The organism is Neobacillus sp. Fa239, assembly GCF_055395235.1.
In genome coordinates this window covers 3,856,042-3,876,286 of the sequence record NZ_AP041611.1, presented here as the reverse complement: position 1 = coordinate 3,876,286, position 20,245 = coordinate 3,856,042, and the positions used below count along the sequence as shown (strand labels likewise).

The window sequence follows — 20,245 nt, the reverse complement described above, 5'->3', positions numbered from 1 at the left end:
TTAAAAAAAAGAGGTTATTCGCTAACTTATGGTAAAATAATTAGTAGAGGAAGAAAAGACATTCAAGACATTCCTAGGAGGATTTATGGAAAAAAAAAGAATTTCAATTGCCATTGATGGTCCTGCTGCAGCCGGAAAAAGTACTGTAGCAAAAATAGTGGCGGAAAAATTATCTTACATTTACATAGATACAGGTGCAATGTATCGAGCTTTAACATATAAAGCAATTGATAACATGATAAATCTTGATGATCAAGAAGCATTAATGGATTGTTTACTATCAATTGAAATCGAACTTCAGCCATCGGAAAATGGTCAATTAGTTTTTATTGATCATTCCGATGTAACCAATGAGATACGAACATCAAAAGTAACGAATTCAGTTTCTTATGTCGCTATACATCAAAAAGTCCGGGAAGAAATGGTTAAGCGTCAGCAAGCATTTGCCGAAAACGGCGGCGTTGTGATGGATGGACGTGATATCGGAACTCACGTATTACCTGATGCAGAAGTAAAAGTATTTCTACGGGCAAGTGTTGAAGAAAGGGCTGTAAGAAGACATACAGAAAACCTTCAAAAGGGGTTCCCATCTGATTTAGAACAATTAAAAGAAGAAATTGCTGCTAGAGATAAAATCGATTCTGAGCGAGAAGTTGCACCATTGAAAAAGGCCGATGATGCAACTGAAATTGACACCACATCCTTGACCATTCCTGAAGTTGTCGAAAAAATTATGCTGCTCGTACACGAAAGGATTGGTTAAGTTTGACGTTTTTTGATTTTGCAAAATCAGTTACCTATGGCATCTTTAAACCATGGTTCAGAATTGAAGCAATTGGTGTGGAGAATATTCCGAAGGAAAATGGAGTATTGCTTTGTTCCAACCATATTCATAATTTTGACCCAATTGTTGTAGGAATTATGCTGCCAAGGCCCATTCATTACATGGCAAAGGAAGAACTCTTCAAGGTTCCTGTTCTAGGTAATATTGTTAGAAAATGCAATGCCTTTCCGGTAAAAAGAGGATTCAGCGACCGGGAGGCGCTTAGAACAGGTTTAAAGATTTTAAAAGACGGAGGAATTTTCGGTCTATTTCCTGAAGGACACAGAAGTAAAACTGGCGAATTGGGCAAAGGGCTTTCAGGAGCAGGATTTTTCGCTTTAAGATCTGATGCCCAGGTGGTTCCATGTGCAGTAATAGGTCCATACAAAAGTTTTCGTAAATTAAAAGTCGTTTATGGAAAGCCAATCGAAATGGAAGAGTACCGAAAGAATAAAGCCTCTGCGGAAGAAGTTACTGAATTAATTATGTCGGAAATTCATAAACTTATTAAAGAACATCGATAGCTTCTACTTGACAAAACAGGCCATTTGTAAGAAGTTAAATAAAAGAGAAATTTTATTTGAATATTCTTAAGGATTTTAAAAAATGCTTTTATATGGGGTGGATGTGGAGCATACACCGCATCATATATAGATTTTGCAGTAAATGGATTAAGGAGGAATACATATGTCGGAAGAAATGAATCAAGTAGAAGTAAAGAGTTTTGAAGTTGGGGATAAAATTAAAGGGCAAATTACAAAAGTAGAGGAAAAACAGGTGTTGGTTAACCTTCCAGAAAGCAAACTTGATGGAATTATACCAATTAGTGAGCTTTCCAGCCTTCATATTGAAAAAGCCTCTGATGTAGTGTCAGAAGGTGATGAACTGGAACTTGAAGTCTTAAAAGTTGAAGACGATGCATTAATTCTTTCAAAAAGAAAAGTGGATGCTGAAAAAGCTTGGGAAAAATTAGAGAAACAATTCCAAAATGGCGAGGTTTTTGAAACAGAAGTCAAGGATGTTGTTAAAGGCGGTCTTGTTGTAGACCTTGGCGTTCGGGGATTTGTCCCGGCTTCCCTGGTAGAAGCCTTCTTCGTGGAAGATTTCTCTGATTACAAGGGCAAGGAATTGACTTTGAAAATTGTTGAATTAGATAAGGATAAAAATCGATTAATATTGTCCCATCGCGCAGTTGTGGAAGAAGAAAAGGGTAAGAAAAAACGCAATCTTCTTGACACCATCCATGTAGGACAAGTAATCACTGGTACTGTTCAAAGAATCACTGATTTTGGTGCCTTTGTTGATATTGGCGGTATAGATGGTCTTGTTCATATTTCTCAACTGTCATATAAACATGTAGAAAAACCGACTGATGTTGTTCAAGAAGGTCAAACTGTTCAAGTGAAGGTATTAAATGTTGACCGTGATAACGAACGTATTTCTTTATCTATTAAAGAAACGCTTCCTGGACCTTGGGCAAATATTTCGGAGAAAGCTCCAAAAGGAAGCGTACTGGAAGGTACTGTAAAAAGATTGGTTTCCTATGGTGCGTTTGTTGAAGTACTCCCAGGCGTTGAAGGTCTTGTTCATATTTCGCAAATTGCTCATAAGCATATTGGAACACCACATGAAGTGTTAAAAGAAGGTCAGTTGGTGAAGGTAAAGGTTCTTGATGCAAATGAACAAGAACAGCGTCTGTCTTTAAGTATTAAAGAGCTTCTTGAAAAAGAGGCTGAAGAAAATCTCGATTATGAGCTCCCTGAAGAGTCAAAAGGCTTTCAGCTTGGTGAAGTAATTGGAGAAAAATTAAAGAATCTAAGAAAATAATGGTGATTTTCCGTGTCTAGATTTGAACGAAAATGGGACCACATTCGCTATTCGCTTGATAAAAGGCATGATCGTTCAGCAGGATTTGAAGATATACATTTTATTCACCAGAGCCTACCGGATATCAGCGTGTCCAATGTTCGAATAGACCATTTTATTGGCGAACTTCTCTTAAGTTCGCCAATTTTTATCAATGCCATGACTGGCGGCGGTGGTGAAAAAACGTATCAAATAAATAAAGAGCTTGCCAATGTTGCCTGTAAAACAGGCATTGCGATGGCGGTCGGCTCCCAAATGTCCGCAATTAAAGATAAACAAGAGCGTTATACGTATGAGGTGGTTCGCAAAGAGAATCCATCCGGTATTCTTATTGCAAATTTAGGGAGTGAAGCCACTGCCGATCAGGCAATAGAAGCAATTGACATGATTGAGGCGAACATTCTGCAAATTCATTTAAATGTGATTCAAGAACTGACCATGCCTGAAGGGGATCGAGATTTTGCAGGTGCGTTAAGAAGAATTGAAGCCATAGTAAAGGCAGTTAAAGTACCTGTATTTGTTAAAGAGGTCGGCTTTGGGATGTCGATGGAGACTGTTGCAGCACTTTCTAAGGTTGGTGTTAAGGCGGTAGATGTTGGCGGATTTGGTGGTACAAATTTTGCAGAAATTGAAAATAAACGTAATAATCATTCACTTCCCTTTTTTAATCAGTGGGGAATACCTACGGCCATTTCAATCATAGAGGCAGCTTCCAGCAAAAAGGGTATTTCTGTTATTGGTTCTGGCGGTATTAGAACATCACTTGATATAGCAAAAGCACTGGCACTAGGTGCAAATGCGGTTGGCATTGCCGGGCATTTTATCCAGACCCTCATTAAGTCTGGTTCAGAATCCCTGCATGCTGAAATAGTGAATTTACAGCGTGATTTAGTATTGATTATGACTGCACTTGGGGCAAAATCTATCTCTGATTTAAAAAAGGCCCCCATCATGATTTCCGGTAATACCTTTCATTGGTTAAACCAAAGGGGAATCGATACAAAGAAATATAGTCAGCGAAGAATAAATGATTAAAAGCTCTCGCCGTTTGCGAGAGCTTTTAATCATTTATCCCTTAATCATACTTCCCATCGTTCATCGATCTTGCCTCTTCAGGGCTTTGCAGCTTTGTGGCCCCCGGATAGTGCAGTGCCTGGTCCCTGTCAGACTCGACTCTCCTTGAAGCTTTTAATTTTTTTTCTTGACGATCTTTACCCAATTCTCCACACCTCCTACTAATAAGATGAGTAATCCAGTAAAGATTATACAGGTGGGTATGAAAATACATAGAGATAACCAATAATGTAGACAATAGGAGGTGGATGAGGTTGGAAGGTACAACGTACTATTGGATCTTTTGGTTATTTTGGGTTTTTTTAACGTTTTTTCTGAATAGAGAGAATCCATATCGATTGAAATTATCTGTATTCATACTTACTGACATTTTTCTTTCAGAATTCCATTACAGCTTGGGGAATAGCCAGCTTTACGCAGGTGGATTTTTTTTATTGATGGTCACCTATTACCTAATAAGCAGAGAGAAGCTGGGAACCATCCTTTACTTTTTTATTAGTTCATTTATTGTTTCTATTAGTTATGTTACGTTTCATTTGTTTGAAATTTATGATCCTGTATGGATTATCATGAACAAACAGTGGATGATAAGTATTTTTTTAGGATATTTAGCAATACTCCTGCAAAAAACATTAAAAGGGAGATTATTTATCATCTTAAGTGGTACAATGCAAGGTGAGATCCTTTATGCTTATATTTTAAATAAATATCAATTCCCTTATTCAATCGGAGGGTTTGAATATTTGGATGTCCTATCCTTAATGTCAGCCTTGCTTGTAGGATGGAGCTGTTTTGAAAATGCCGGTATAATATTTCAAAATCATTTTCATTTTAGCGAAAAAGCAAAACAAAAATCTTCATGATAACCATCCTTGTTTAGGTTACCATTGCGGGAAAGGATTAACATTTGTTAAACTAATAAAGTTAGGCCCTTCTTTGCAATAGAAGGGTTTCTTTATCATTAGCGTAATATTTGCTTTAGGATAAAACATAACGAATGATTGTTCAATAGAAGAAAGAAAGGATGGCGATGATAATGGTAAAACCTGTTATAGCCATTGTTGGACGTCCCAATGTTGGGAAATCCACTATTTTTAACCGAATTGTTGGTGAACGAGTTTCCATTGTGGAGGATATTCCAGGAGTTACACGAGATCGTATTTATAGTTCAGGAGAATGGCTGACACACGATTTTAATGTTATTGATACCGGTGGTATTGATATTGGAGATGAGCCATTTTTAGAGCAAATCCGCCAGCAGGCGGAAGTCGCAATCGATGAAGCGGATGTCATTATTTTCTTAACAAATGGGCGGGAAGGAGTTACTGCTGCAGATGAGGAAGTGGCAAAAATCCTTTATAAGTCCAAAAAACCGATTGTATTAGGGGTAAATAAAATTGATAACCCTGAGATGCGCGAACAAATTTATGATTTTTATTCCTTAGGCTTTGGGGAGCCAATTCCTGTTTCAGGATCCCATGGTCTAGGTCTTGGAGATTTATTGGATGAAGCCGCAAAACATTTTCCAAAAAACAAGCAGGCAGATTACGAAGAAGATGTCATAAAATTTTCTTTAATCGGCCGCCCGAATGTGGGGAAATCGTCTTTGGTCAATGCGATCTTAGGTGAAGAGCGTGTTATTGTGAGCGATATTGCCGGAACAACAAGGGATGCTGTGGATTCACCATATACGTATAACGGTCAAAAATATGTCATTATTGATACGGCCGGAATGAGGAAAAAAGGGAAGGTTTATGAGACCACTGAAAAATATAGTGTCCTTCGTGCATTAAGAGCAATCGAAAGGTCTGATGTCGTCCTTGTTGTGATTAATGCAGAAGAGGGAATTATTGAACAGGATAAGAAAATTGCTGGTTATGCACATGAAGCGGGACGAGCTGTAGTCATCGTAGTCAATAAATGGGATGCAGTTGAAAAAGATGAAAAGACGATGAAGGAATTAGAACAAAAGATTCGAGATCATTTCTTATTCCTAAGCTATGCTCCAATTGTCTTTTTATCAGCAAAAACAAGGAAACGAATCCATACACTCCTTCCGATGATTAATACGGCAAGCGAAAATCATTCAATGCGGGTAGAAACAAGTGTATTAAATGATATTATTATGGATGCTGTTGCAATGAATCCAACACCTACAGATAAAGGAAAACGATTAAAAATCTATTATGCAACACAGGTTGCCGTCAAGCCTCCTACCTTTGTCATCTTTGTAAACGAACCAGAGCTGCTTCATTTCTCATATGAACGCTTTTTGGAAAACAGAATTAGAGATGCTTTTGGATTTGAAGGAACCCCAATTAAAATTTTTGCCAGAGAAAGAAAATAAGAAAAAGTGGGTGTAAGAAATGGAGGACAATAAAGAAGCGATTGCTGTCATTGGTGCAGGAAGCTGGGGGACTGCTCTGGCAATGGTATTGGCAGACAATGGTCATCCTGTCCGTTTATGGAGTCATAATGAAAACCAAGTAGCTGAAATCAATCAATTTCATACAAACAAAAAATATTTGCCCGAAATTGTCCTGCCTGAATTGATTAAAGGCTATGCATCCTTGAACGATTCTTTATCAGGAGTGGAAACGGTCATTTTAGCTGTTCCGACAAAGGCGATCCGTGAGGTAATCGGGAAAATGGCTGCTGTAACGGTGGAACCCTTAACGATTGCTCATGTAAGTAAAGGAATCGAACCTGGCTCTCTAATGAGAATTACGGAAATGATTACAGAAGAAATGCCAAAAGAGCTATTAAAGGATGTGGTGGTTCTTTCTGGCCCAAGCCATGCCGAAGAAGTAGTCTTACGTCACCCTACCACTGTAACGGTATCTTCCGAAAACATGGAAGCAGCGGGGAAGATTCAAGATTTATTTATCAATAATAATTTTCGGGTCTATACAAATCCCGATGTGATCGGTGTTGAAATTGGCGGCGCCTTAAAGAATATCATTGCATTGGCAGCTGGTATTACGGACGGACTCGGCTATGGAGATAATGCCAAAGCTGCATTAATTACAAGAGGATTAGCCGAGATTGCCCGGCTTGGCACGAAGATGGGCGCGAACCCTTTAACCTTTTCTGGTTTAGCCGGGATTGGTGATTTAATTGCAACCTGTACAAGTGTTCATTCTAGAAATTGGAGAGCTGGAAATCTTTTGGGTAAAGGGAAAACACTCGATGAAGTACTTGGCACGATTGGGATGGTTGTTGAAGGGGTCAGAACGACGAAAGCTGCCTACCAGCTGGCCCAAAGGTTTGATGTGGTGATGCCAATTACCTTTGCTCTTTATGATGTCTTGTTTAATGGGAAAAGCGCAAAGGACTCCGTTGATCTCTTAATGGGACGAGGAAAAAAACACGAAATGGAAGATTTGACGAATATTTTAGACGAAAGATATATCGAAAACTAAAAATGTGCTTTTTCGTCTTAAAAAATGGGCGTTAGATGATACGCTTTTTACCTAGTCAGCATACAATGCAACGAAGCACAATGGTAGTATGAAGCTGGAGAATGGGTTATTTTTAGTCTCTCAAGGCTGAAGTAAAGAATTCGCCCCTCTTTACTTCAGTTTTTTTATGGGATTTTCATTTTTAGAACGATTATGACTGTGTTATAATTACTTTCGGAAAAAGAGGAGGAATCATTTTTGTCACCAGCTATGTTAAAGATGTGGATATCGGTTGCTGGAATGGGTTTAATGTTTTTGGCCATTATTACAATTTATTTTAGTCGTTTTAAATTAAAAGGAATCTTAAAGCTGATCACTGCTATATTTGCCTATCTCTTTATGATCATTGCCGGAATTACATTACTTATCGTTTTCTTCACTTAAAAACGGTCATTACTACATAATTTAAAGGTGATTTTATGAAATTAAAAGCACTCGGCTTTCTGCTTGCTCTAACAGCGATCCTGTTATCAGGATGCATGTATCCCCAGGAAAACTTTGCAAAGGATCAAATTCCTTATAAAGACCAAATCCAGGCTGTTCAAACAGCGGTAAATTCTTTTCGAAAGGATAATGGGGGAATTCTACCGATACAAACCAAAGAGGCTGATACCCCCATCTATCAAAAATATCCGATTGATTTTAAAAAGATTACGCCGAAATATCTTGCCGACCCACCTGCTAACGCATTTGAAAGCGGCGGTGTTTTTCAGTATGTTCTTGTTGATGTTGAAACAAAACCTACCGTTAAGCTGTTGGATTTGAGAATGACTGATACGATTCGGGACATTAATTTAAGAATTAAAACAAAAGGCTATCCGCCTTATAAAAAAAGTATCGCCAACGATGTATATACCCTTGACTACAAACAATTAGGCTTAGATCAACCGCCATATGTTACGAGTCCTTTTACCAATCAAAATCTCCCATTGGTAATAACCGGGAATGCGGAAGTTTATGTAGATTATCGCGCAGACCTGTACCAAGCATTAAAGAAAACAAAACAAAAATTTAAACCGGGGCAGGATATTCGCGATATTCTTGTGAAAAATTCAATGTTTGTACCAGCATACTCATTACCCTACACAATAGACCCAAAAACAAATGAGCCAATATTTCTCGATGTAAAACATTAAGTTGATAAAAATGAACGTTTATATATTAGTCATAACCCTTTTCCTGTGAAATATATTTTAGGAGAAGGGTTTTTTGTATGAAGATAGATAAATCTATCACTAAAAGGACAACATCGCTTCTGTCTTACTCCAATAAGGTTTGACAGGAAGTGTTTACTTTAAACCCTCATTGATCCAAACCGTTCAGACATGACACATACTTGACCAAAACAAATAAATTTAAATAAGGGGGTAAAAATTTTTTAGAAAAATTGTCATAACAATATGGGACAACGTCATAAACATATACTGTCCAAAAATACCTAGATGGATGTTATTATCCCACTTTTTAGTCTATGATCGGGAGGGGATCATTTGGAAAAGGTTGATATTTTTAAAGATATTGCCGAGAGAACCGGCGGTGATATTTATTTAGGAGTCGTTGGAGCGGTACGGACAGGGAAATCAACATTTATTAAAAAATTCATGGAGCTAGTTGTTTTACCGAATATAAACAGCGAGGCAGAAAGAAGCCGGGCACAGGATGAGCTGCCTCAAAGTGCTGCAGGGAAAACGATCATGACGACTGAACCGAAGTTCGTACCAAACCAGGCGGCTACCGTACACGTTGACGAGGGGTTAAATGTCAATATCCGACTGGTTGACTGTGTAGGATATACTGTTCCAGGCGCTAAGGGCTATGAGGATGAAAATGGGCCTCGAATGATTAACACACCTTGGTATGAGGAGCCTATTCCATTTCACGAAGCTGCTGAAATCGGCACAAGAAAGGTCATACAAGAGCACTCCACCATTGGTGTGGTGGTCACAACTGATGGAACGATAGGTGAAATCCCTAGAAGTAATTATATTGAGGCAGAAGAAAGAGTTATTGAGGAGCTTAAAGAAGTTGGCAAACCATTTATAATGGTCGTTAACAGTGCGCAGCCTTATCATCCAGCAACAGAAACGCTTAGATCAAGCTTGGCAGACAAATACGATATTCCGGTTATTGCGATGAGCGTGGAAAGCATGAGAGACAGCGATGTCCTAAATGTTCTTCGTGAAGCTTTATACGAATTCCCTGTACTTGAAGTGAACGTAAACCTGCCAAGCTGGGTTATGGTGTTAAGAGAGAATCACTGGCTTCGTGAAAGCTATCAGGAAGCGGTTAAAGAAACAGTTAAAGATATTAAGAGACTTAGAGATGTTGACAGAGTGGTTCAGCAATTCAGCGATTATGATTTCATTGATCGCGCAGGATTAGCTGGAATCGAAATGGGGCAGGGAATTGCCGAAATTGATTTGTTTGCTCCAGATGAATTATATGATGATATTTTAAAAGAAATTGTGGGTGTAGAAATTAGGGGGAAAGACCATCTTCTTGAATTAATGCAGGATTTTGCTCATGCGAAAGCCGAGTATGATCATATTGCAGATGCCTTAAAAATGGTGAAACAAACAGGCTATGGTATCGCATCGCCATCACTCGCGGATATGAGTCTTGAAGAGCCGGAAATCATCCGTCAGGGTGCACGGTTTGGTGTAAGATTAAGAGCTGTGGCACCATCGATTCATATGATTAAAGTCGATGTCGAATCTGAGTTTGCTCCAATTATTGGAACAGAAAAACAAAGTGAGGAGCTGGTCAGGTACTTAATGCAGGATTTTGAGGATGATCCGCTTTCCATTTGGAATTCAGATATCTTCGGCCGTTCTTTAAGTTCCATTGTCCGTGAAGGAATTCAAGCAAAGTTATCCTTAATGCCTGAGAATGCCAGATATAAGCTAAAGGAAACATTAGAGAGAATTATCAATGAGGGATCAGGCGGTTTAATTGCCATAATCCTTTAATCAAGAGGACTCCGAATAGGGGTCTTTTTTGCATTTGTAGAAATTTGTAAGTGAAAAAAGTAGAATTTTGTTGTTTTAAAGAAAAGTTTACCATTATTTCATGAATTTTTCTTGATATGCTTAAATGATTATGATAATCTTTTAACAGAATTACGTAATAGCGCTTGAAACCCTTTATTTTATAAGGTTTTTTTGAAAAAATAGATTGAAGTCCAAAGAAAAGTCAGATAAGATTAATTTGGTAATAAAACACTGTTATTATGTATAGAATTTTGAAAAATTGTTTAGAAATGTAGATAAGTAATCTTATTTACAAGTTTTTGATTAGTTTCTTTGGGAGGAGGTGAATGGCATGAACAAGACAGAACTAATTAATGCAGTAGCAGAAGCAAGTGAGCTTTCTAAAAAAGATGCTACAAAAGCAGTTGATGCTGTTTTTGATTCAATTTTAGATGCTTTAAAAAATGGTGATAAAGTTCAATTAATCGGTTTTGGTAATTTCGAAGTTCGCGAACGTGCAGCTCGTAAAGGACGTAATCCACAAACTGGTGAAGAAATTGAAATTGGAGCTAGCAAAGTTCCTGCTTTCAAACCAGGTAAAGCGCTTAAAGATGCGGTGAAATAATTACATAATGAAGCGCTTTAAGCAGAAAGCTTGAGCAAAAAGGCCATGGTTACATCCATGGCCTTTTTCATTTCTTTTATGATATATAAACGAGTTTATAATAATGTTTTTTGCTTGCAAGGAAAAGGATGTGCTAATATGTATTTGTTATATTTCTTTAACAGATATTTATTAGGGGGAATCATCATGACAGAAGTCAACCGTGCCCAAATAGAAGAGGCGGTACGTTTAATATTAGAAGCCATTGGTGAAAATCCGAACCGTGAAGGATTGCTTGATACACCTAAACGGGTTGCCAAAATGTACGAAGAAGTTTTTAATGGCTTAAATGAAGATCCTTCAAAGCACTTTGAAACTATTTTTAGCGAAGACCATGAGGAACTAGTTTTAGTTAAAGACATCCCGTTCTACTCAATGTGTGAGCATCATCTCGTTCCATTCTTCGGAAAAGCTCACGTTGCTTACATACCTCAAAACGGTCGTGTGACTGGCTTAAGTAAGCTGGCGAGAGCTGTTGAAGCCGTTGCCAAGAGACCACAACTGCAAGAAAGGATAACCTCAACGGTAGCTGACAGCATCATGAAGAAGCTTGAGCCTCATGGTGTCATGGTAGTGGTTGAGGCTGAGCATATGTGTATGACCATGCGCGGGGTGAAGAAACCTGGTTCCAAAACAGTGACAACCGCTGTACGGGGCACACTTGCTAATGATACGATTGCTCGTTCCGAAATCCTTTCATTAATTAAGAATTAAATGATTTATAATAAATAAATTTGGGTGATTATATGGAAAAGCGGCAATCACAAAATAGTGATTATGTAGTTATAAAGGCAATCGATGATGGAGTCAGTGTCATTGGGCTTACAAGAGGAACGGATACCAGATTCCATCATTCTGAAAAGCTGGATAAAGGTGAGGTATTAATTGCACAATTTACGGAGCATACTTCCGCAATAAAAATCAGAGGAAACGCGAAAATCCTTACCCAATTGGGAGAACTTGAAAGTGAAATGAAGAAATAAATACCTTTTATCAATTTATTCTTAATAAAAATATTCTTTGTTCATTACAGTGCAAATGTATTTATTTTGTGAAATACATCCCATACTTTGTCTTTTATGTTATAATTGTCACTGCCTTGTTTATTGAAAATGTATAAAAAGGACTTTTTTTCAGTGTACATGAATGTTCCTAAATAGTTAGGAAATAAAAATACAAAGAGACATAAACTTCGGGGGAAGCAAGGGTGATTAGATTGCAAGACATTCGACAAAAATTTACAGATATTCGCGAGCAGGTTGAACAAAGGGTTTATGATCCTTTCGTGCTCCAATATATTGACACACCGATAATCGATGAAGATAAACTTCTGATCCTTATCTCGATTATGGATTGTCTTGAATTGTCTTACAGTGAAATGAAAACCTATTGTTTGTCAACGATGCTAATCCAAATTGCCCTTGATACCCATGAACAAATTTCAACGACAGCTGTTGAAGAAAAAAGCCGGCAATTAACGGTTCTTGCCGGGGATTATTTTAGCGGCATGTATTATAAGCTCCTCGCAGACTTAGAAGATATTTCAATGATTAAAGTGCTCTCTGAAGGAGTCAAGGAAATAAACGAAAATAAAATTACCGTTTACCAAAAGGGTATTGACGGTATTGAAAAACTCATGAACAGTATTAAGAGGATTGAAAGCTCTTTACTGTTAAAATTCACAGGATATTTTCAGCTGAAAAGTTGGGATGAGTTTATCGCCAATCTTTTCTTTATAAAACGTCTTTTGGCTGAAAAACGAAAGTTTAAAGAATCTGGACGTTCATTAGTTATTGAGGGATTGAAAAATATCATTTTTCATATCGATGATCATGAAACTTCTGGTTTAAATCATAAACAGCAGCAGGAACTATTGGAAATATGTGATCATTACATTGAATTAGCTAAACAAATGGTTGAAAAAGGAATGCTTCAGCTCCCTTTTTTAACAGAGACCCTTGTTGAGAGAATTCAATTTTTATTAAATCAACATCAGCCTGTCGAGAAAACTTTTGTGGAAGAAGGGTAAAACAATGCAGCAATCGAAGGAACAACGAGTTCATAAGGTCTTTGAAAAGATTTCGGATAATTACGATAAGATGAACTCGGTTATCAGTTTTCAACAGCATGTGAAATGGCGAAAAGACACCATGAAAAGAATGGATGTAAAGCCTGGTTCAAAGGCACTTGATGTCTGTTGCGGAACTGCTGACTGGACGATTGCATTGGCCGAAGCCGTAGGCTCTTCTGGAGAAGTGGTTGGATTAGATTTTAGTAAAAATATGCTAAAAGTAGGCACAGAAAAAGTTGATCATTTAGGACTAAAGCAGGTCAAATTAATTCATGGCAATGCAATGGACTTGCCATTTCCAGATAATAGTTTTGACTATGTGACGATCGGATTCGGTTTAAGAAATGTACCGGATTATCTCCAAGTATTAAAGGAAATGCTTCGTGTGTTAAAACCAGGCGGAATTGCAGTTTGTCTGGAAACCTCACAGCCGACGTTAATCGGCTACAAACAGCTTTTCTATTTTTACTTCCAATATATCATGCCGTTTTTTGGTAAGTTATTGGCAAAAAGCTATAATGAATATGCATGGCTTCATGAATCCGCTCGGGACTTTCCTGGTATGAAAGAGCTTGCCAGACTGTTTGAGAAAGCTGGTTTTAAAAATGTCATGTATAGGCCATATAGTGGAGGCGCAGCCGCTGTTCATATGGGTTATAAAAACTGATTTGATGAATGTAGACAGGATGAAAAGCCGGGTGAATACAAATGAAATTAAAAATGATGTATTCATTTTTGAATTCGGATATAAATGTTATTGAAAAAAAACTAGAGGAAACAATTCAGTCGGATTCACCCCTCTTGAAGCAAGCTTCTATGCATACTTTGCAGGCAGGGGGAAAAAGAATCCGTCCTATTTTTGTTTTGCTTGCAGGGAAGTTTGGCCGCTATGACATTGAAGTAATGAAAAATGTAGCTGTAGCTCTCGAGCTCATTCACATGGCTTCCCTTGTTCATGATGATGTTATTGATGATGCAGACCTCAGGAGAGGCCAACCTACTGTTAAATCAAAATGGGACAATCAAATTGCCATGTACACGGGTGATTTTGTTTTTGCCCTTTCACTGGAATTAATGGCAAATATCAAAAAACCAGCAGCCCATAAAATCCTTGCTAATACAATTGTTGAAGTTACTGTAGGGGAAATTCAGCAGATTAAGGATAAATATCGTTTTAATCAAAATTTCCGTGATTATTTACGAAGAATTAAAAGAAAAACAGCTTTGTTAATTGCAGCTAGCTGTCAATTAGGTGCGATTGCTGCCGATGTAGAAGAATCCATTCACAAAAAACTCTATCGTTTCGGGTATTATGTTGGAATGTCATTTCAAATCACAGATGATATTTTGGATTTTACGTCATCAGCTGAAGAACTAGGGAAACCGGCAGGAAGTGATTTACTGCAGGGAAATATTACGGCTCCTGCTCTTTTTGCGATGGAAAACGAAGATGTTCGCCGTGAAATTGAACGGGTTCATGAAGATATGGAACCATCAAAAATAGAAAATATCATTTCTTTAATTAAACAGTCAGGTGCAATTGAAAAGTCGATTGCTTTAAGTGATCTTTATCTTGATAAAGCATTAACAATTCTTGATGAGTTGCCTTCGAACAAAGCGAGAAAAACACTCCGTGAAATTGCTAAATACATTGGCAGACGTAAATTTTAAATATTTATATAATTTTTAGTCCACCCTTTGTTGCGAAATATTCCAAAAAATGATACCATTTTCATGGATTGTCTGAATTGATGATCAGCATACATAACGATTTAGGGGTGGAACTCATGGAAAAAACATATTTAATGGTAAAACCTGACGGTGTGCAGCGGAATCTTATTGGTGAAATCGTTGCCCGTTTTGAAAGAAAAGGCTTCCAATTAGTTGGGGCGAAATTATTGGTAATCCCAAGAGAAACTGCAGAAGAACACTATGGTGAACATAAAGAACGTCCATTCTTTGGCGAATTGGTTGATTTCATTACTTCTGGTCCGGTTTTTGCAATGGTTTGGCAAGGGGAAAATGTCATTGCAACTGCACGTCAGATGATGGGTTCTACTAATCCTAAGGATGCTGCTCCTGGAACAATCCGTGGAGATTTCGGAGTTACTGTTGGTAAAAACGTGATTCATGGTTCTGATTCACCAGCGAGTGCAGAACGTGAAATTGGTATCTTTTTTAAAGAATCCGAAGTAGCGGAGTACTCTAAACTAGTAAACGAGTGGATTTACTAAAAACTATAAAAGGGCACTTGTATATTACTATACAGGTGCCCTTTTTGTATGCGTATACAAAAATTTCTCTCCATTTTCTGAATAGTTACACTAGGTTTATCAGGTCTAATATGTTATATTGATACAAAATCCTTTAATGAGTTGAAGGGGGAAAGTTTTATGGGGATGAGATATTTAACAGCGGGTGAATCCCATGGGCCGCAATTGACAACAATCCTGGAAGGGATTCCCGCGGGTATGCCCTTATTATCGGATGATATTAATTTGGAGTTGGCAAGACGGCAAAAGGGATATGGACGTGGCAGGAGAATGCAAATTGAAAAGGATACTGTCGAAATTGTTTCAGGTGTCCGCCATGGACAGACCCTGGGGTCGCCCATAGCTCTAGTCGTAAAAAATAATGATTGGAAGCATTGGACCAATATTATGGGAGCTGAACCCCTTAAAGAAGGACAGGAAGAAGAAGTAAAAAGGAAAATATCTAGACCCCGGCCAGGGCATGCAGATTTAAACGGTGCAATTAAATATGGTCATCGGGATATGAGAAATGTTCTTGAAAGATCATCAGCAAGGGAAACCACCGTTAGAGTAGCAGCAGGTTCTGTTGCAAAAAAACTTCTTTCCCTATTAGGTGTTGAACTTGTATCGCATGTGGTAGAAATCGGCGGAATAAAGGCGGATGTTGATCGATCCCTACCGTTAGAAACGATAAAGGAACGTGCCGAGCAATCTCCGGTTCGCACGTCTGATCCAAATGTTGAACAAAAAATGATGGATGCGATTGATGAGGCGAAGCAAAACGGTGATTCCATCGGCGGAGTTGTGGAAGTAATCGCGACGGGAATGCCTGTAGGCGTCGGCAGCTTTGTCCATTATGATCGTAAATTAGATGCTAAGTTAGCGGCAGCTATTGTAAGTATAAATGCATTTAAAGGTGTAGAAATAGGCATTGGCTTTGAGGCAGCAGAGCGGCCAGGCAGCGAAGTTCATGATGAAATAGCATGGGAACAAGAAAGAGGTTATTACCGGAAAACGAATCGTCTCGGTGGTCTTGAGGGTGGAATGACGACAGGAATGCCGATTGTCATTCGCGGCGTTATGAAGCCAATTCCGACGCTTTATAAACCCTTAATGAGCGTCGATATCGAAACAAAGGAACCGTTTTCTGCCAGTATTGAACGATCAGATAGCTGTGCTGTACCTGCGGCAGCTGTCGTTGCAGAAAATGTCGTGGCTTGGGAATTGGCGGCTGCCCTTGTCGAGCAATTTTATAGCGACCGTTTTGATGTTTTTGCGGCTGAAATAAACAGGCAGCGTGAAATGGCGAGGGAGTTTTAATGGAAACGATTCATATTCAAACAGAGTCGAAAAAGTACGACGTCCTTGTTGGAGCAGGGGCACGTTTTAAAATAAGCCATTATTTAAATAATCATTTTAAAGATTTAACTAAAATATTAATCATAACAGATGAAACGGTTGCAAACTATCATCTGGATTCATTATTAGACTGTATATCACAGTGGCAACCTGTGTTATTTACTGCTCCCAGCGGGGAAAAGGCAAAAACCTTTGACGTTTATTACTCTGCCTTATCAACAGCACTCGAAAACCAACTCGACCGTAAATCGGTGATTCTTTCTCTGGGTGGAGGGGCAGTTGGGGACCTATCAGGCTTTGTGGCTGCTACATTCATGAGAGGAATACCATTTATTCAGGTCCCAACGACCATTTTAGCGCATGACAGTGCGGTTGGTGGAAAGGTTGCCATCAACCATCCTCAAGGGAAAAATATGATAGGTGCCTTCCACCAGCCTGAAGCAGTATTTTATGATTTAGAATTGCTCGAAACACTCCCTGTACAAGAAATTCGCTCAGGCTTTGCTGAGGTTACTAAACATGCACTCATCAATGATTCTAATTTTTATCGTTTACTTCAGGAACAGATTCATGATTTGAATGAATTATCGATGGAACAATTGGCACAATTTTTATCAAAAGGGATAAAGATTAAAGGAGAATTTGTTGCACAGGACGAAAAAGAAACAGGGATTCGTGCTTATTTGAATTTTGGACATACGCTGGGTCATGCGATTGAATCTGAAATGGGGTATGGAAACTTTACCCATGGGGAATCGGTTATGATCGGCATGATTTTTGCACTCAAGCTTAGCCAAAAATTAACCGGATTGTCCTTTAATCTAGATGAGTTTATTGTTTGGGTGGAAAAGCTTGGCTACCAAACACGAATTCCATCGGGACTTGATTTATCGCGATTGATAAGTAAAATGAAACAGGATAAAAAATCAGTTGGCAATACGATCCGCTTTGTGTTATTGGAACAATTGGGGAAGCCAATCCTACAGGAACTTTCTGATGATCTATTACGAGAAGAGTTAAAAAGCTTTTAATAAGGGGGAGCACATATGATTAGAGGGGTGAGAGGAGCAACAACGGTTAGTGGAAATAATGAAAGTGAGATTATTACCGCTACAGAAGAGCTCGTCGAAAAGCTTATTGAATTAAATCAGATTCAACCGGATACTGTTGCATCTGTATTCATTTCAACAACAGAGGATATTGATGCAGTATTTCCTGCTAAAGCATTGCGGAATTTTACGGGATGGACGTATGTACCCGTGATGTGTATGCGCGAAATACCTGTCGCTGGCTCGCTAAAGCAGTGCATCAGAATCATGATGCATGTAAACACCAATCAAACGCAAGATGCGATAAATCATGTATACTTAAGGGAAGCAAAAGTATTGAGGCCTGACTTGGGCAGCAGCTTGGAGCTTTAATAAAGAATCGATACATTTTAATGGGGTGAGGAATAATGAGATGGAAAGAACAGTTGTTAACGTTGACACCGTATCAACCAGGTAAATCAATTGAAGCAGTCAAAAAACAATATCAGCTTGAAAGAATTGTGAAGCTGGCTTCCAATGAAAATCCTTTTGGATGCTCTAAAAAAGTACTTTCAGCCATTCAATCAAATTCGACAAGTTTGGCCATTTATCCGGATGGTTACGCAACCAATTTACGAGAGACTCTTGCAGATTCTTTACAAGTGAAGCCTGATGAATTGATTTTTGGTAATGGCTCGGATAATCTGATTCAGATCATCTCAAAGGCTCTGCTTCATCCCAATGCCAGCACAATTATGGCGGACCCTACCTTTTCTCAATATAAGCATAATGCGGTCATTGAAGGGGCAGAGATAAAGGAAATTCCATTAATAAACGGTTGTCATGATTTGGATGGAATGTTTTCAGCCATTGATGAAAAAACCAATGTCATCTGGTTATGCAGTCCCAATAATCCAACGGGTACATATATTTCTGAATCATCATTAATTTCGTTTCTTGACAAAATTCCTTCTCATATCCTAGTTGTCCTTGATGAAGCTTATTATGAATATGTTGTAGCTGAGGATTACTATGATTCAATCAGTTTAACCCGTAAATATCAAAATTTAATTGTATTACGTACTTTCTCAAAGATCTATGGTCTTGCCTCCCTAAGGGTCGGATACGGTGTGGCGAATCCATCCATTATTAATGCGCTTGAGCCTGCAAGGGAGCCATTTAATGTAAATTCATTCGGCCAGCTGGCAGCTGCTGCGGCAATAGTCGATACGCAGTTTGTAGAAGAATGTAAGGTGAAAAATAGACAGGGGCTTGAACAATTTTATCAATTTTGCGAAGAAAACCAGCTCTCCTATTATCCAACGCAAACCAACTTTATCCTTATTGATATGGAAGTCGATGGAGACCAGGTTTTTCAGTTTTTGATGGAAAGAGGCTATATCGTGCGTTCGGGGAAGGCTCTTGGATTCCCAACCGCAGTTAGGATTACTGTAGGTACACAAGAGCAAAATGAAGGGGTGCTAAAGGTGCTCGGTGAATTTCTCCTGGAGAGGAAATCGAAACAGCACATAGGTAAATAGGGGGAGTTTTTTTGAAAGGCCGTGTTTTTGTCATTGGTATAGGATTAATAGGTGGCTCTTTGGCATTGTGCATCAAAAAAGAGCATAAGCAAGCCTCCATAATCGGATATGATATAAATATTGAACAAGCTCGTCTTGCCAAAATGATTGGGGTAATTGATACAATTGCTGAAGATTTACTGGAAGGGGCAGCAAATGCCGATTTGATTATTATTTCGGCCCCGGTAAAGGAAACGGAAGAGATTATACATCATTTATCCAAACTGCCTTTAAATCCTGAGGTAATTATAACCGATACCGGCAGCACAAAAGGAAAAATTGTCGCAATGGCTGCCGGCTTAAAAGAAATTGGCATTACATTTATTGGGGGACACCCGATGGCAGGTTCCCACAAAAGCGGGGTTTCAGCTGCAAAGGAAATCTTATTTGAGAATGCCTTTTATCTGTTAACTCCAGAGGAACAGGTTAGTCAAAGAAAGTTGGAAGAATTAATCGAATGGCTTCGAGGAACAAAGGCAAAATTTCTAACCATTTCACCGGAAAAGCATGATTATTTGACTGGAATCGTTAGTCATTTTCCTCATATAATCGCGGCATCCATTGTCCGACAAACAGAAAAGCTGGCTGCTGAGCAGCACCTGGTTACCCGTCTCGCAGCTGGCGGGTTTAGGGATATTACCAGAATCGCCTCGAGCAGCCCGGAAATGTGGAAAGATATTTTATTGCACAACAAAGACATATTAATCAACCTGCTTGATCAATGGCAGGAGGAAATGGATTGGGTAAAGGATTTACTTGAGGTCGGAAACAGTAACGAAATATTAGCTTATTTCAGGCAAGCAAAACATTTCCGTGATAGTCTTCCTGAAAGGGAAAAAGGCGCAATACCAGCGTTTTATGATTTATATGTTGATGTACCAGATTATCCTGGTGTTATTTCAGAAATAACAGGATACTTGGCAAAAGAAAAAATTAGTATTACAAACATTCGCATTCTTGAAACAAGAGAAGATGAAATATACGGGGTCCTTGTGATCAGTTTTCAAACGGATGAAGATCGGCTTCGCGCGGAACAATGCATATCTTCTTTAACAAGCTATGCCACTTCTATTGGACCATAAAACGATTTATTCAAAA

General features: G+C 38.6%; 23 protein-coding genes. 22 read left to right on the top strand and 1 reads right to left on the bottom strand.

Annotated features, from left to right (window positions below):
* Window positions 1-85: 85 nt before the first annotated feature.
* From cmk to fni, 4 genes are all read left to right on the top strand, one after another.
* Complete coding sequence (cmk, locus tag ACZ5XR_RS19025) at window positions 86-763, top strand: (d)CMP kinase (protein ID WP_464497924.1); 678 nt, start codon at window positions 86-88, stop codon at window positions 761-763.
* 2 nt (window positions 764-765) lie between these two features.
* On the top strand, window positions 766-1,347 hold the full coding sequence (locus ACZ5XR_RS19020; RefSeq protein WP_464497922.1) for a lysophospholipid acyltransferase family protein: 582 nt from the start codon (window positions 766-768) through the stop codon (window positions 1,345-1,347).
* Between the two features lie 163 nt (window positions 1,348-1,510).
* Window positions 1,511-2,650: a 30S ribosomal protein S1 gene (rpsA, locus tag ACZ5XR_RS19015; protein WP_464497920.1), complete on the top strand. Its 1,140-nt coding sequence runs from the start codon at window positions 1,511-1,513 to the stop codon at window positions 2,648-2,650.
* A gap of 12 nt (window positions 2,651-2,662) precedes the next feature.
* Window positions 2,663-3,724 carry a type 2 isopentenyl-diphosphate Delta-isomerase gene (fni, locus tag ACZ5XR_RS19010; RefSeq protein ID WP_464497919.1) on the top strand — a complete coding sequence of 354 codons (1,062 nt, stop codon included), beginning with the start codon at window positions 2,663-2,665 and terminating at the stop codon, window positions 3,722-3,724.
* 40 nt (window positions 3,725-3,764) lie between these two features.
* On the opposite strand, the gene ACZ5XR_RS19005 is transcribed toward fni, so the two are convergent.
* A complete protein-coding gene (locus tag ACZ5XR_RS19005; protein ID WP_464497917.1) occupies window positions 3,765-3,908 on the bottom strand; it encodes a YpzI family protein in 144 nt (47 codons plus the stop codon).
* A 109-nt stretch (window positions 3,909-4,017) separates the two neighbouring features.
* Between ACZ5XR_RS19005 and ACZ5XR_RS19000 the strand changes: the two genes are divergently transcribed.
* The 18 genes from ACZ5XR_RS19000 to ACZ5XR_RS18915 all read left to right on the top strand — a co-directional run bounded on the left by ACZ5XR_RS19000 (window position 4,018) and on the right by ACZ5XR_RS18915 (window position 20,229).
* On the top strand, window positions 4,018-4,626 hold the full coding sequence (locus ACZ5XR_RS19000; RefSeq protein ID WP_464497916.1) for a YphA family membrane protein: 609 nt from the start codon (window positions 4,018-4,020) through the stop codon (window positions 4,624-4,626).
* Window positions 4,627-4,799: 173 nt separating this feature from the next.
* A complete protein-coding gene (der, locus tag ACZ5XR_RS18995; RefSeq protein WP_464497915.1) occupies window positions 4,800-6,110 on the top strand; it encodes a ribosome biogenesis GTPase Der in 1,311 nt (436 codons plus the stop codon).
* A gap of 19 nt (window positions 6,111-6,129) precedes the next feature.
* Window positions 6,130-7,185, top strand: coding sequence for an NAD(P)H-dependent glycerol-3-phosphate dehydrogenase (locus tag ACZ5XR_RS18990; protein ID WP_464497914.1), 1,056 nt, complete (start codon window positions 6,130-6,132; stop codon window positions 7,183-7,185).
* A gap of 237 nt (window positions 7,186-7,422) precedes the next feature.
* Window positions 7,423-7,608 (top strand): DUF2768 domain-containing protein, encoded by a 186-nt coding sequence (locus tag ACZ5XR_RS18985; RefSeq protein WP_464497912.1) that lies wholly within the window; start codon window positions 7,423-7,425, stop codon window positions 7,606-7,608.
* A 35-nt stretch (window positions 7,609-7,643) separates the two neighbouring features.
* On the top strand, window positions 7,644-8,360 hold the full coding sequence (locus ACZ5XR_RS18980) for a hypothetical protein (protein WP_464497911.1): 717 nt from the start codon (window positions 7,644-7,646) through the stop codon (window positions 8,358-8,360).
* Window positions 8,361-8,714: 354 nt separating this feature from the next.
* Window positions 8,715-10,193, top strand: a complete 1,479-nt coding sequence (spoIVA, locus tag ACZ5XR_RS18975; RefSeq protein WP_464497910.1) for a stage IV sporulation protein A — start codon at window positions 8,715-8,717, stop codon at window positions 10,191-10,193.
* 352 nt (window positions 10,194-10,545) lie between these two features.
* Window positions 10,546-10,818 carry a non-specific DNA-binding protein Hbs gene (hbs, locus tag ACZ5XR_RS18970; RefSeq protein WP_034676225.1) on the top strand — a complete coding sequence of 91 codons (273 nt, stop codon included), beginning with the start codon at window positions 10,546-10,548 and terminating at the stop codon, window positions 10,816-10,818.
* Window positions 10,819-11,004: 186 nt separating this feature from the next.
* The gene (folE, locus tag ACZ5XR_RS18965; RefSeq protein WP_464497909.1) at window positions 11,005-11,571 is read left to right on the top strand and encodes a GTP cyclohydrolase I FolE; all 567 of its coding nucleotides are present in this window, start codon (window positions 11,005-11,007) and stop codon (window positions 11,569-11,571) included.
* Window positions 11,572-11,603: 32 nt separating this feature from the next.
* The gene (mtrB, locus tag ACZ5XR_RS18960; RefSeq protein ID WP_464497907.1) at window positions 11,604-11,840 is read left to right on the top strand and encodes a trp RNA-binding attenuation protein MtrB; all 237 of its coding nucleotides are present in this window, start codon (window positions 11,604-11,606) and stop codon (window positions 11,838-11,840) included.
* 224 nt (window positions 11,841-12,064) lie between these two features.
* Window positions 12,065-12,886 (top strand): heptaprenyl diphosphate synthase component 1, encoded by an 822-nt coding sequence (locus ACZ5XR_RS18955; RefSeq protein ID WP_464497906.1) that lies wholly within the window; start codon window positions 12,065-12,067, stop codon window positions 12,884-12,886.
* A gap of 4 nt (window positions 12,887-12,890) precedes the next feature.
* Entirely contained in the window at window positions 12,891-13,595 is a 705-nt protein-coding gene (locus tag ACZ5XR_RS18950; RefSeq protein WP_464497905.1) for a demethylmenaquinone methyltransferase, read from the top strand.
* Window positions 13,596-13,636: 41 nt separating this feature from the next.
* Entirely contained in the window at window positions 13,637-14,599 is a 963-nt protein-coding gene (gene hepT / locus ACZ5XR_RS18945) for a heptaprenyl diphosphate synthase component II (protein WP_464497904.1), read from the top strand.
* Window positions 14,600-14,715: 116 nt separating this feature from the next.
* On the top strand, window positions 14,716-15,162 hold the full coding sequence (gene ndk / locus ACZ5XR_RS18940) for a nucleoside-diphosphate kinase (protein ID WP_464497902.1): 447 nt from the start codon (window positions 14,716-14,718) through the stop codon (window positions 15,160-15,162).
* A gap of 165 nt (window positions 15,163-15,327) precedes the next feature.
* A complete protein-coding gene (aroC, locus tag ACZ5XR_RS18935; RefSeq protein WP_464502374.1) occupies window positions 15,328-16,500 on the top strand; it encodes a chorismate synthase in 1,173 nt (390 codons plus the stop codon).
* Complete coding sequence (gene aroB, locus ACZ5XR_RS18930) at window positions 16,500-17,570, top strand: 3-dehydroquinate synthase (protein ID WP_464497901.1); 1,071 nt, start codon at window positions 16,500-16,502, stop codon at window positions 17,568-17,570. Before aroC ends, aroB begins: the two co-directional genes overlap by 1 nt.
* A gap of 15 nt (window positions 17,571-17,585) precedes the next feature.
* A complete protein-coding gene (gene aroH, locus ACZ5XR_RS18925) occupies window positions 17,586-17,960 on the top strand; it encodes a chorismate mutase (protein WP_464497900.1) in 375 nt (124 codons plus the stop codon).
* A 35-nt stretch (window positions 17,961-17,995) separates the two neighbouring features.
* Window positions 17,996-19,108, top strand: coding sequence for a histidinol-phosphate transaminase (gene hisC / locus ACZ5XR_RS18920; RefSeq protein ID WP_464497898.1), 1,113 nt, complete (start codon window positions 17,996-17,998; stop codon window positions 19,106-19,108).
* An 11-nt stretch (window positions 19,109-19,119) separates the two neighbouring features.
* Window positions 19,120-20,229 (top strand): prephenate dehydrogenase, encoded by a 1,110-nt coding sequence (locus ACZ5XR_RS18915; RefSeq protein WP_464497897.1) that lies wholly within the window; start codon window positions 19,120-19,122, stop codon window positions 20,227-20,229.
* Window positions 20,230-20,245 lie beyond the last annotated feature (16 nt).